General features: G+C 72.0%; 9 protein-coding genes and 1 pseudogene. 7 read left to right on the top strand and 3 right to left on the bottom strand.

Going from position 1 to position 12,630, the window contains the following annotated elements:
- The first annotated feature begins 75 nt into the window (after positions 1-75).
- The 6 genes from ACFQE5_RS12800 (at position 76) to glmS (ending at position 9,032) form a co-directional block, all read left to right on the top strand.
- On the top strand, positions 76-1,008 hold the full coding sequence (locus ACFQE5_RS12800; RefSeq protein ID WP_379585117.1) for an alpha/beta hydrolase: 933 nt from the start codon (positions 76-78) through the stop codon (positions 1,006-1,008).
- A 75-nt stretch (positions 1,009-1,083) separates the two neighbouring features.
- Complete coding sequence (locus ACFQE5_RS12805; protein WP_379585118.1) at positions 1,084-1,995, top strand: ATP-binding cassette domain-containing protein; 912 nt, start codon at positions 1,084-1,086, stop codon at positions 1,993-1,995.
- Positions 1,992-2,834 (top strand): hypothetical protein, encoded by an 843-nt coding sequence (locus ACFQE5_RS12810; RefSeq protein ID WP_379585119.1) that lies wholly within the window; start codon positions 1,992-1,994, stop codon positions 2,832-2,834. Before ACFQE5_RS12805 ends, ACFQE5_RS12810 begins: the two co-directional genes overlap by 4 nt.
- A gap of 40 nt (positions 2,835-2,874) precedes the next feature.
- The gene (locus ACFQE5_RS12815) at positions 2,875-6,693 is read left to right on the top strand and encodes an ABC transporter ATP-binding protein (RefSeq protein ID WP_379585120.1); all 3,819 of its coding nucleotides are present in this window, start codon (positions 2,875-2,877) and stop codon (positions 6,691-6,693) included.
- A gap of 222 nt (positions 6,694-6,915) precedes the next feature.
- Entirely contained in the window at positions 6,916-7,185 is a 270-nt protein-coding gene (locus tag ACFQE5_RS12820; protein WP_449301272.1) for a hypothetical protein, read from the top strand.
- 11 nt (positions 7,186-7,196) lie between these two features.
- On the top strand, positions 7,197-9,032 hold the full coding sequence (gene glmS, locus ACFQE5_RS12825; RefSeq protein ID WP_379585122.1) for a glutamine--fructose-6-phosphate transaminase (isomerizing): 1,836 nt from the start codon (positions 7,197-7,199) through the stop codon (positions 9,030-9,032).
- Between the two features lie 54 nt (positions 9,033-9,086).
- On the opposite strand, the gene ACFQE5_RS12830 is transcribed toward glmS, so the two are convergent.
- Positions 9,087-10,232 carry an MSMEG_0568 family radical SAM protein gene (locus ACFQE5_RS12830; RefSeq protein WP_379585123.1) on the bottom strand — a complete coding sequence of 382 codons (1,146 nt, stop codon included), beginning with the start codon at positions 10,230-10,232 and terminating at the stop codon, positions 9,087-9,089.
- Between the two features lie 263 nt (positions 10,233-10,495).
- On the opposite strand from ACFQE5_RS12830, the gene ACFQE5_RS12835 reads away from it, so the two are divergent.
- Positions 10,496-11,125, top strand: coding sequence for a hypothetical protein (locus ACFQE5_RS12835; RefSeq protein WP_379585229.1), 630 nt, complete (start codon positions 10,496-10,498; stop codon positions 11,123-11,125).
- A gap of 569 nt (positions 11,126-11,694) precedes the next feature.
- Here ACFQE5_RS12835 and ACFQE5_RS12840 read toward each other — a convergent pair.
- Positions 11,695-11,901: pseudogene (locus tag ACFQE5_RS12840) on the bottom strand (anti-sigma-D factor RsdA); the annotation flags it as partial.
- 184 nt (positions 11,902-12,085) lie between these two features.
- Entirely contained in the window at positions 12,086-12,550 is a 465-nt protein-coding gene (locus ACFQE5_RS12845; RefSeq protein WP_379585124.1) for a SixA phosphatase family protein, read from the bottom strand.
- Positions 12,551-12,630: the final 80 nt, after the last annotated feature.

The raw sequence follows: 12,630 nt of genomic DNA on the forward strand, positions 1-12,630 counted from the left end.
AACCTTGACGCCGGCCCGCCGCGATGGTCGGCTTGCGGTTGTCGCACCTCACCCAACCGGCGGAGGAGTTGAGCAATGGCGCTCGATCCACAAGCACAGGCCTTGATCGATGAGCTGGCGGCGCAGGGGATGAAGGACTTCTCGGAGATGACCGTCGAGGAGGCTCGGGAGGCGGGGCTGGCCTTCATCGCCCTGCAGGGCGATCCCGAGGAGGTCGGGAACGTCCAGGAGCGGACCATTCCCGGCCCGGCGGGCCAGATCCCGGTGCGGATCTACACGCCCGCGGGCGAGGGCCCGCATCCGGTGGTCGTCTACTTCCATGGCGGCGGCTGGGTCATCGGCGATCTCGACGTCGTCGACCGCCCGTGCCGGACGTTGACGAACGCGGCCAACGCGGCGGTGGTCGCCGTCGGCTACCGCAAGGCCCCCGAGCACCGCTACCCGGCGGCGGTGCAGGACTGCTACGCCGCGACCGCGTGGGTGGCCGACAACGCCGCCGAGCTGGGGCTGGATGCGTCGCGGATCGCGGTGGCGGGCGACAGCGCGGGTGGCAACCTCGCCGCGATCACCGCGCAGCTGGCCACGCAGCGCGGCGGGCCGTCGCTGGTCTACCAACTGTTGATCTATCCGGCGGTGGATGCGGCGGGAGACTATCCCTCGTACGCCGAGAACGGCGAGGGCTATCTGCTGACCACGTCCGCGATGGACTGGTTCTACCACCACTACCTCGGCGAGGACCGGTCCCTGGCCGAGGAGCCGATGGTCTCGCCGATCCGCGGCGACCTCGCCGGGCTGCCCCCGGCCACCGTGATCACCGCGGGCTACGACCCGCTGCGTGACGAGGGTGACGCCTACGCCCGCAAGCTGGCCGAGGCCGGGGTGAAGACCGAGCATGTCACGAACCCGACGATGATCCACGGCTTCTTCTGGATGCTCGGCGTCATCGGCCACACCCGGGGCGTGTACGACCAGGTCGGCAGGCAGCTGAAGGCGGCGTTCGGCACCTGAGCCTCCGGTCCCGCGCGCCCGTCCGCGGCCCCTGCGGCAGGATGAGCGGGTCGAGGGACCGGGGGGCGGCGGGGAGTGGAACCGAGCGGGCGGATCGTCGCCGACGCGCTGACCAAGCAGTTCGGGCCGGTCACCGCGGTGGAGGGGCTCAGCTTCGCCGTCGAGCCCGGCACGGTGACGGGTTTTCTCGGCCCCAACGGCTCCGGGAAGACCACCACCCTGCGGATGCTGCTGGGCCTGGTGGCGCCGACCTCGGGCGAGGCGCGGATCGACGGGCTGCGCTTCGCCGAACTGCCTCGTCCGGCCAGTGTGGTGGGCGGCGTGCTGGAGGCGCAGGGGTTCCACCCCGCCCGCTCGGCCCGCGCCCACCTGCGGGTGCACGCCGCCGCCATCGGCGTGCCGGACGGGCGGGTCGAGGAGGTTCTCGCGCTCGTCGGGCTCGCCGGGGACGCTCGTCGGGCAGCCGGTGGCTTCTCGCTGGGCATGCGGCAGCGGCTCGCGCTGGCGACCGCGCTGCTCGGCGACCCGCGGGCGCTCGTGCTCGACGAGCCGGGCAACGGGCTCGACCCTGCGGGCGTCGCCTGGCTGCGGTCGTTCCTGCGCGGGTTCGCCCGCGAGGGGCGCAGCGTGCTCGTCTCCAGCCATCTGCTGGCCGACGTCGACCAGATGGCCGACCACCTCGTCGTCCTGCGTGCCGGACGGTGTGTCTACCAGGGCGGGCTCGACCGGTTGCGGGCCGCGCAGCGGCCGCGGGTGCTGGTGCGCTGTGCGTCGCCGGCGGACCTGGCCGAACAGCTCGCCAGGAGCGGACTGCTCGAGATCGACACGATGCCCGACGGCAGGCTCGCGGTCGCCGCAGACCCGATCCGGGTCGGCGATGCGGCGCTGGCCGCAGGCGTGGCCATCTACGGGATGGTCGAGGAGCGGCACGACCTCGAACAGCTGTACCTCCAGCTCACCACCGACCCGGGGCCCGCGCCGCGATGAGGGGGCTGCTGCGCGCGGAGCTGCGCAAGACCGCATCCACCAGCGCCTGGTGGGCACTGCTCGGACCGGTCGTCCTGCTCGCGCTGTCGATCAACGCGTTCGGCGGGCTGTTCGGTGCGAGGATCGCCGGGCTGGGCGCGGAGTCGGCGGTGGTGCTACTGGCCTCGCTGGCCTACTCCCTCGGCCTGACCAGCGTGCTTGCCATGGCACACGGGATCGTCGTCGTGACGAACGAGTTCCGGCACCGGACGATCACGGCGACCTACCTCACCGCGCCGGGGCGCGAGCGCGTGCTGCTGGCGAAGATCCTCACCGCGGGTGCCGTCGGCAGCGGTTACGCGGGGGCCGCGGTCGTGCTCGGGGCGGGGATCGGACTGGCCGTGCAGGGCGGCGTCGCCCTGCCTGCACCGGGCCCGCTGCTGAGTGTGATCGCCACCGGGATCGTCGTGTGCTGGTTGTGGTCGGTGATCGGGGTGGCGCTCGGAATGCTGATCACGAGTCAGCCGGGGGCGCTGGTTCTCGCCCTGGCCTACGTGCTGGCCGGGGAGAACCTGCTGTCCCTGATGGTCAACTCGGGCGAGTCCGCCGTCGGCCCCACCGGGCCGACGCCGCTGGCCCGGCTGACGGCCTATCTCCCGGTCAACGCGGGCGATATCGCGCTCTACGACGTCCCGGCCCGCGAGCTGGCCGGCTCGCGGCTGGCCGGCGCCGCCGTCGAGGCGCTGGCCGGGGTCACCGAGCCGCCGCCCGGATGGGTGGCGCTGGTGGTCCTTGCGGGGTGGACGACGGCGGCCGTCACGGCCGCGTGGATCGTCGGCGCCCGCCGCGACATCACCTGAGCCATGGGCGAGCATCGGTGGCCGGGCTTAACCTGGCCAGGTGGTGAACTCCAGCTCGGCGGGTGAGGTTGTCCACCGGCAGGGCTGGATTCGCCGGCTGGCCGGGGCCTGTTGGCGCCATCGCGGAGTCACCGTCGGCGCACTGCTGGCCTCGGTGCTCGGTGTCAGCCTCGACGCGATCGGGCCGCTGCTGCTCAGAGTGGCGGTCGACGACGCGGTCGGCGGGAGCACGGACCTGCTCGGCGTGATCGTCGCGGCGATCCTGGGGCTGGCGGTGCTCCGCTTCGCCTCGTCGTTCCTGCGCCGCTATCTCGCCGGGCGGATGGCCCTCGACGTCCAGCACGACCTGCGCCGCCAGGTCTTCGCGGCGGTACAGCGGCTCGACGGCCAACGGCAGGACGCCCTGCGCACCGGTCAGGTCGTCTCCCGCGCGATCACCGATCTGCAGCTCGTTCAATCGCTGCTGGCGATGGTGCCGTTCGCCGCCGGGACGATCGTGCTGATCCTCGCCTCGGTGGCGGCGATGCTGTACCTGTCGCCGCCGCTCACCGCGATTGCGCTGATCATGTTGCCGGCCGCGGCTCTCATCACCAACCGCACCCGGCGAAAACTGTTCCCGGCCACCTGGTCCGCGCAGCAGCGCGCCGCCGACGTCGCGCAGCAGGTCGAGGAGACCGTCACCGGGGTGCGGGTGGTCAAGGGTTTCGGGCAGGAGGCGCGCGAGGTCGCCAAGCTCGAACGGCTGGCCGGGCGGCTGTACGCGGAGCGGATGCGCGCGGCGCGGATGACCGCAAGGCTCAACCCCACGCTGCTCGCGCTGCCCACGCTCGGGCAGGTCGGCGTGATCGGCGTCGGCGGCGTGCTCGCGTTGCACGGCTCCCTCTCCCTCGGCACCTTCCTGGCCTTCCTGACCTACATCGCACAGCTCGTGGGGCCCGCGCGCCTGGTCGGATCGCTGGTGGTGTCCGCGCAGCTCGCGCGCGCGGGTGTCGAGCGGGTGTACGACCTGGTCGACTCCACCCCCGAGGTCACCGATCCGGCCGACCCGTCGCGGCTGCCTGCCGGGCCGTTGTCGATCGAGCTCGCTGATGTGCGCTTCGGCTACGGCAGCCGAGACCCCGTCCTCGACGGCCTCTCGCTGCGGGTCGAGGCGGGCGAGACGATGGCGTTGGTCGGGATGTCGGGATCGGGCAAGTCGACGGTCGCGCTGCTGCTTCCGCGCTTCTACGATCCGCAGTCCGGCGAGCTGCGCCTCGGTGGGGTGCCGCTGCCGCGGCTGCGGCTGGCCGAGCTGCGCTCGGAACTGGGTGTGGTGTTCGAAGAGGCATTCCTGTTCTCCGACACCATCCGCGCCAACATCGCCTATGGAAGGCCGGACGCGAGCGACGCGGAGGTCCGCGCCGCCGCCGAGGCCGCGCAGATCGCCGAATTCGTCGATTCGCTGCCCGAGGGCTACGACACCCAGGTCGGGGAGCGTGGGCTCACCCTCTCCGGCGGGCAGCGGCAACGGATCGCGCTGGCCAGGGCCATGATCACCGACCCGCGCGTGCTCGTCCTCGACGACGCCACCTCCGCCGTCGACACCGCCACCGAGGCCGCCATCCATGCCACGCTGAGCGAGCTGACCGCCGGCCGCACCACGTTGCTCATCGCCCACCGGCGCTCCACCCTCGCGCTGGCCGACCGGATCGCGGTACTCGACCGGGGCCGGGTCGCCGACGTCGGAACCCAGGTCGAGCTGACCGAGCGCAGCCCGCTGTTCCGCGAGCTGCTCGCCGCCGCCCCGGCCGACCCCCTCGGCGACGGAACCGCCGTGACACCCGTCGAGGAAACCCCGGAGCTGTGGCCGGAGCCGATGGACACCCCCGCCACGTCCGACCGGGCGCTGCGCAACGCCGGGACCTCGGCGGGCGGGCCGCACGGCGGGGGGTCGGCCATGGTCGGCGGCATCCCGGCGACGCCCGAGCTGCTCGCGGCGGTCGAGGCGCTGCCGGCGGCCACCGAACGACCGCGGCTGGGCTCGCTCGACCCCGCCGCCCCGGATCCGGGGTTCCGGCTGGTCAGGCTGTTGCGCCCGGTCCGGGCCTTGCTCGTGCTGACGATGGCGCTGGTCGCGGCGGACGCGCTGGTCACGCTGGCCTTCCCGAGCGTGGCGCGCTATGCCGTCGACCGTGGTATCACGCCCGGCTCGAGCTCGGCGATCCTCATCGCCACACTGCTCGGCGTCGGCCTGGTGGCGGCCGGATGGCTGGTGGTCGCCGTACAGACGGTGGTCACCTCCCGAGCCGGGGAGAGCCTGCTGTACCTGCTGCGCGTGCGCAGTTACGCACAGCTACAACGGCTGGGACTGGACTACTACGAGCGCGAGCTCGCCGGCCGGATCATGACCCGGATGACCACCGATGTCGACGCGCTCTCGACGTTCCTGCAGACCGGGCTCGCGCAGGCGGTGGTCAGCCTGTTGACCATCGTGGGGGTCGCCGTGGCCCTGCTCCTCACCGATGCCGGGCTGGCGCTCGTCGCGCTGGCCGTGCTCCCGATCCTGCTCGCGGCCACCGTGGTGTTCCGCAGGCTCTCGTCGGTGGCCTACGCCGAGGCGCGCGAGCGGGTCAGCGCGATGAACGCCGATCTGCAGGAGAACGTCACCGGTGTCCGGATTGCGCAGGCGTTCGTCAGGCAGGAGCGCAGCGCCGCGGCGTTCAGCGAGCGCAGCGCCGCGTACCGGCGGTCGCGCCTGCGTGCCCAGCGCTACATCGCGACGTACTTCCCGGGCGTGGCGTTCCTGTCGGACGTGGCGCAGGCCGCGGTGCTCGGCGTCGGCGCCGTCCGGGTGGCCCACGGCGACCTCACCGCCGGCGTGCTGACCGCGTTCCTGCTGTACCTGAACCTGTTCTTCGCCCCGGTGCAGCAGCTCTCCCAGGTTTTCGACGGCTACCAGCAGGCCCGGGTCGGACTTCGGCGCATCGCCGACCTGCTGCGCACACCGACCTCGGTCCCGGCCACCCCGGCCGGGGACGTCGTCGCGATCCCGCAGCGGCTGCGCGGCGAGGTCGAGCTGCGCGACGTGAGGTTCACCTATCCCGGCGCCGAGCGGCCCGCGCTGGCGGGCGTGTCGCTGCGGGTCAGGGCGGGGGAGACCGTCGCGCTGGTCGGTGCGACCGGGGCGGGTAAGTCGACGCTGGCCAAGCTACTGGGCCGGTTCTACGACGTGGACGACGGTGCGGTGCTCATCGACGGCGTCGACCTGCGCCGGTTCGTCCTGGCCGACTACCGCCACCGGCTCGGTGTCGTTCCCCAGGAACCACACCTGTTCACCGGCGACATCGCGGCCAACATCGCCTACGGACGTCCGGATGCCACGCCCGCCGAGATCGAGGCTGCGGCCCGTGCGGTCGGCGCGTTGGAGATGGTCCGGGCGTTGCCCGGCGGGTTCCGCCACCCGGTGGGCGAGCGCGGCCAGGGTTTGTCGGCGGGGCAGCGCCAACTCGTCGCGCTGGCCCGCGCCGAGCTCGTCGATCCCGATTTGCTGATCTTCGATGAGGCCACCGCAGCGCTCGACCCGGCCACCGAAGCCGCCGTGCTGGCCGCGGGTGAGCGGCTGACGAGCCGAAGCCGGACCGGTTGTGGGGCGAACGGGCACGGGCCTCGCCGGACCGCGTTCGTCGTCGCGCATCGGCTGGCCACGGCCGCCCGCGCGGACCGGGTCGTCGTGCTCCACCGCGGCCGCATCGTCGAGGAGGGGACGCACGCCGAACTGCTCGCCGCGGGTGGGCGGTATGCCGCATTGTGGCGGGCCGGGGAGGCCACGCCCGCTGGGGCGCCCGAGGACGACGACTACCCCACGGTCCGCTCGGCCTAACCGCTTCGGCCTCGGCCTGCTCCCCGGCCGCTCCGGCGTTCGAACATGATCAGCGTTTCGGTGGTCGGAGCCGCGAAAACCGCGGCTTCTCGCCCCGAAACGACGATCATGGGGGTCGCGGTCGAGCCCTCGACGTGGAACGGGTCCACCAAGCCACGGCCTTCTTGCCCGATATCGGGCAGAAAACTAGCGTTTCGGATGAGGCTCGGGCAGGATCGGCCGGTGCCGGCGGAATCTCACGACGATCTCATCGCGCATCTGGTCCGCAGCAGCCCGCTCAGCGCGGGCGAGGCCACGCGGGTGGTGGCCGAGGTGCTGGGCTACTTCGCCGAGTCGGCTGAGGCGTTCGTCCGGCGTCGGCATGCCGAGTTGCAGCGCCGCGGACTGACCAATGACCGCATCTTCGAACAGGTGAGCGCCGAGCTGGCGGTCCGCCGGGTGGCACCGCCTGCGCTGTCGATCCGTCAGCTGCGGCGCATCGTCTATGGGTAGGGGGGAACGCCATGTGTGGCATCGTCGGGTACGTCGGGGCGAGGGACGCCGCTCCGATCCTGCTGGAGGGTCTGGGCAGGCTGGAGTACCGCGGTTACGACTCCGCGGGCCTGGCCGTGATCGGCCGCGGCGGACTCAAGATCCACAAGATCAGTGGGCGGGTTGCCGACCTGGCGGCCGACCTTCCGGCCCGGTTCAAGGGCGGGGTGGGGATCGGGCACACCCGCTGGGCCACCCACGGTGAGCCGAGCGTCGCCAACGCGCATCCACATGTCGATTCGGCCGGCCGGATCGCCGTCGTGCACAACGGCATCATCGAGAACGCCGACGAGCTGAGGGCCAAGCTGACCGCGGACGGCGTCGAGCTGCGTTCGCAGACCGACACCGAAACCGTCGCCCACCTGGTCGCCGCGGCCTTCGCCGCCGGCGCACACGACCTCGAACAGGCGGTCCGCCAGGCGCTCCGCCACGTCGTGGGCGCCTACGGCCTCGCCGTCCTGGACGTCGAACACCCCGACCGCATCGTCATCGCCCGCAACGGCTCACCGGTGCTGCTCGGCGTCGGCGAGAAGGAGATGTTCGTGGCCTCCGATGCCGCCGCGCTGGTCGGCTACACGCGTCAGGTCGTGTACCTCGACGACGGTGAGCTGGCCACGATCACGGCGGCCGGTTACCGTACGTTCACCATCGACGACCGGTCGACCGCCAAGGCGCCCGCCACCATCGACTGGGAGATCATCGGCGCCGAGATCGGGGATCACGCGCATTACCTGATCAAGGAGATCGAGGAGCAGCCGCGCGCGATCGAGCGGGCGTTGCGCGGCCGGCTCAACGAGCGCTTCGCCACCGCGCACCTCGGCGGCCTCAATCTCTCGACCCGGGAGGCGCGCGAGTTCCGCGGGGTACGGATCCTCGGCTGCGGGTCGGCCTGCTACGCCGGTGACCTCGGAGCCCAGCTCATCGAGGATCTGGCGCGGATGCCGGCAACGGCGGAGTCGGCCTCGGAGTTCCGTTACCGCAACCCCGTTGTCGAACCCGACATGCTCTACATCGCGGTCAGTCAGTCCGGCGAGACCGCCGACACGCTAGCCGCGGTGCAGGAGCTGCAGCGCAAGGGTGGCCGGGTGATCGGCATCGTCAACGTGGTCGGGTCGACGATCGCGCGTCAGGTCGACGGCGGCATCTACCTACACGCCGGGCCGGAGATGTCGGTGGCCGCAACCAAGTCGTTCACCTCGACCGTTTCGGCGTTCGCGCTGCTGGCCCTGCACCTGGGGCGGATCCGAGACCTGTCCCCGACCGAGGGGCGCCGCCTCCTCGACGGCCTGTCGGCGCTGCCCGACCAGATGGCGCAGATCCTCGGGGACGAGAAGCGGACCGGCGCCATCGCGGCGGTGGCCGCCGAGCTCGCGCAGCGGCGCAGCGTGCTGTTCATCGGTAGGCGTCGCGGCTACCCCGTGGCCCGCGAGGGGGCGCAGAAACTCAAGGAGGTCTCCTACATCCACGCGGAGGCCTACGCGTCGGCCGAGCTGAAGCACGGACCCCTCGCGCTGGTCAGCCCGGACCTTCCGACGGTCGCCGTCGTGCCCGACGACGACCTGCTGGAGAAGAACTCCTCCACGCTCGCCGAGATCCGCGCTCGCCGGGGGCCGGTGATTGCCGTGGCCCACCGGGAGCTTCCTGCCGACCTCGCCGACCACACGATCCTCGTCCCGAGGAACGAGCCCGAGCTGGACTCGATCCTGATGTCGGTGCCGCTCCAGCTGCTGGCCTACCACGCCGCCGTGTCCCTGGGACGCGACGTCGATCGTCCCCGCAACCTGGCCAAGAGCGTCACGGTCGAATAGCCCAGGTCACCGCGGCCTGTGAGTGCGTAACAGTGTTAGAACACTGTTACGCACTCACAGGGGCTTGGGAGCTGAGGAGATGGAGATGAGGTTGAGGGCGGAGCAGGCCTGGCAGCGGGCGCAGCCGGCCGCGGCGGTGTCGGCGCCGAGGCCGCGCTCGGCGAGATAGGCCGCGACCTTGCGGTAGATCGGTTCGGTGTACTCGCGCGGCGGCGCAGGCACGTCCTCCAGCAGCGAGCCCTCGACAGGCCGCAGCGGCACGACGAACGGGTAGACGCCGATGTCGATCGCCCGCTTGCACATGGCGACCGTGAGATCGGGGTCTTCGCCCATGCCGAGGATGACGTAGGTGGAGACGCGGCCCTCGCCGAAGAGTGCGACGGCGCGCTCCCACGTCCGGAAGTAGGTGTCGATACCGGTGCGGTACTTGCCCGGGGCAACCCGCGCCAGCACCGCGGGATCGAAGGTCTCGATGTGGATCCCGACCGCGTCGATCCCCATGCCGTGGACCTGGTTGAGGACATCGAGGTTGCGCGGCGGTTCGAACTGGACCTCGACGGGTAGCCCGGCGGCCTGCTTGACCGCCTCCCCGCATCGGGCGACGTAGAGCGCGCCGCGGTCGGGAGCGACGGAGGAGCCGGTCGTCAGGGTGGCATCGACGGCGCCGTCGAGGTCGCGAGCGGCGACCGCGACCTCGGCCAGCATCTGCGGGGTCTTCTTGGCGATGGTGCGTCCGGCGGCCAGCGAAAGCCCGATGCCGCAGAAGCCGCATTGGTCGGAGGTGCCCCAGTAGTTACAGGCCTGGACCACCGTGGAGGCCAAGGAGTCCAGGTGCATCAGGGCGATCTGGTGATAGGGGACGCCATCGGCGGTCGTCAGGTCGTAGAAGCGGGGCCGGGAGGTGCCGGAGACCGACGCGAGTTTGACGCCGTCGCGGTAGATCCCCTGCCCCTCGTCCTCTGCGCGCAGCGCGTACGGGGAGTCGGCGCGGGGTGGGACCGTGGCGGGAACACCGTCGATCCACATCATCCCGGAGTCGGACGGACCGGCGCCGCCCTGGCGGCGGGTTTCCAGCTCGGTCTCGATCCGCAGTCCTACCGCCTGCAGTTCCATGATGAGGGCCGCCACGGCGGAGGAGTCCGCCGGACCTGCCGGAGTGGAGGCCCCGGAAGGCTGTGCGGTATCCAACACGTCGGTCATGCGACAAACCACCTCGGGATCGCGAACAGGTTGCATCCACTATAAGAGGTGAAGTGTCGGATGCGATACGTCAGGTTTCGGAACGGTGTGAGTACCGCGACGATGGCTCATGATCGCGTCATGGCTCCACGGCGCGCGTCGGGGCGTCTCGACGGGACTGTTGTGGCTCCATATCGCGAGATGCGGGGCGGATGGCCCTCGCACCCGAGCAGGCTCGCCGCCCGGACGGGACGCTACCGGCGCCGATGTCCTATCGCAGTCTGATGAGTCGCACCCCGACCGACGCCGGGCCGTTCTTGGCGGTGCCCGCGTTCGTCATCGGGGTCGAGGCGGTGCTGGAGAAAGGCGTGAGCCCGCCCGGGGTGCTGCCCTGGCCAGGCGGCGGGGCGGACGACTCCGGTTGCGTCCTGGTCGGCTGGGCTGTCCCGGTCGGCTGGGCTGTTGTCCTGGTCGGCTGGGCTGTCCCGGTCGGCTGGGGCGTCCTGGTCGGCTGGGGTGTCGTCGGGGGCGCGGTCTGGGCGGCCGTCGTTCTGGTGGACCGTTGCGCGGTGGTGGCCGACGGCGAAGCCTGCCGCGGGAGTGACGACGGTGGCGTGGCCTGCCGGGTGGTCGGCGGGCTGTCGCTGGTCGGATGGGAGTGCTCGGTGAAGCTTTGCGGCGCCTTCGCCGCGGGCCGACCGGTGGTGGTCGGCGCCGGTTCGGTCGAGCTGGTGGTCGAGGGCTTCGTCGTGGGCGGTGGGGTGGTGGTCGGCGGCGGGTGCTCGCCGGTCGGGTGGATCTGCTCGGTCGCGGTCTTCCCGGACGTCGGGGACGGCGTGGTGCTTGCCGGCGGTTCCGGTGGACGAGGCGGCGGTTGGGCGGAGGGGTCGGCGGTCGGGGTCACGCCGGTATGAGGGGCCACGGCCGCCGAGCTGGCGGCCGGGGTGGACGCCGACGGTCCGCTCGGTGCCGCGGCGGCCGCGCCAGGGCCGGTCGCAGGGGTGCCGCGGTCGGCTTTGGGGATCGCGTCGGCCGGTAGTTTCGCCGTCAGCTGGTCGTGCTCGCGGCGCAGCTCGTCCCGGCCGTCACTGGGGCGGATGTCGGGCAGGGCCGAGCGCACCTCTGCGATGCTGCGGGCAGCGTCGGCGGTACGCCCCTGCTGCAACGCCACCCGCGCCTGCGCCAGCTGGTCGTTGGCCGTGACCGCTGCCTCGATCGAGCGCGCATGATCGGTGTACAGGACCCTCGTGACGGTCCAGAGCGGATCGCCGGGCCGCGCGCTGTGCGCGCCGACGGCCAGTCCCGTCACGACGACCAGCGTGAACAGTGCCGCGACAGCCAGGCGGACGACGTGACGAGCCAACCATGCCGGGTGCGTGGCGACCGCTGGCCGAACGACCGATGGCGGGGCGCCCGCAGTGCAGGGTGCCTCCGCGGCCGGTTCGGGCGGGTGCTCGTCCTCCGCCTCCGGTTCCCGTACCGATGCGACCCAACCGGCCAGCATCGCCGCCAGCCGTTCGTCGACGTCATCGCTCTCGACCAGCTCGGGGTCGGGCCACAACTGCCCGGAGCCGAGGGCATCGAGCAGGGCATCATCGGCGTGGACGGCGCTCAGGTCGAAGGGCTGGTCATCCTGTCCAGCTCCGGCCGGGCGACCGTTGTCGCCCTGGTCCTCGGCCGGATCTCGCACGCGACCCTCCCCGTCAGCCCTCGCCCAAGGAAGTCGCCGCGGGTCGCACCAGCGTTACTACGGGTCAGGAGCTGGGTAAACCGGGCGCTATCGGGCATCCGGCCATTGCTGACCTTCGTCGTGGCTGCATCCAGAGTGCGGCGCGGCCAGGCCGTCCCGCAACCTCTCGTCGCATGGGTGCGCGTCACCCGCGCGGGGTCGCGTGCTCTTCGAGGACGGCTACTCGTGCGTCGGCGTCGGCCCATCCGCTGGACCAGGCGGCAACCGCGATCGCCGAGGTCTTCATTTCCACGGCAACCCCGCTGAGCAGCTCGACGAACTCCTGGAGGGCGGGGTTGTGGCCGACCAGCACCGCCGTCCTGGCCTCCTCGGGCAGCTTCCGGACCACGGTGAGCAGTTCGCGGGCGTTCGCGGCGTACACCCGCTCGTCGAACCGAGGGGCGGGCGGGTCGTCGAGCTCGCCCGAGGCGAGCTCCCATGTCTGCCGGGTCCGCAACGCCGGCGAGCAGACCACCGTGTCGATACCACCGACGTGCGCGCGTAGCCACCGCCCGACCGCGGGCGCGTCCCGGAGGCCGCGCTTGCCGAGCGGGCGGTTCGGGTCCGGGACGCCGTCGGGCCAGGCCGACTTCGCATGCCGGAGGAGCACGAGTCGATGGCGAGGGCTGACCACCCCGCCAGCCTGCCACCAGTGTGCGCTGTCGCGCTCGTGGGCATTCGGTACCGCTG

It is taken from the genome of Pseudonocardia hispaniensis (genome assembly GCF_042658695.1).
Lineage (GTDB): Bacteria > Actinomycetota > Actinomycetes > Mycobacteriales > Pseudonocardiaceae > Pseudonocardia > Pseudonocardia hispaniensis.

Bases quoted from the DNA above. Each gene is read 5' to 3' on its own strand.
- ACFQE5_RS12800 (WP_379585117.1), top strand. From the start codon at position 76: ATGGCGCTCGATCCACAAGCACAGGCCTTGATCGATGAGCTGGCGGCG.
- ACFQE5_RS12810 (WP_379585119.1), top strand. From the start codon at position 1,992: ATGAGGGGGCTGCTGCGCGCGGAGCTGCGCAAGACCGCATCCACCAGC.
- glmS (WP_379585122.1), top strand. From the start codon at position 7,197: ATGTGTGGCATCGTCGGGTACGTCGGGGCGAGGGACGCCGCTCCGATC.
- ACFQE5_RS12830 (WP_379585123.1), bottom strand. From the start codon at position 10,232: ATGACCGACGTGTTGGATACCGCACAGCCTTCCGGGGCCTCCACTCCG.
- ACFQE5_RS12835 (WP_379585229.1), top strand. From the start codon at position 10,496: ATGAGTCGCACCCCGACCGACGCCGGGCCGTTCTTGGCGGTGCCCGCG.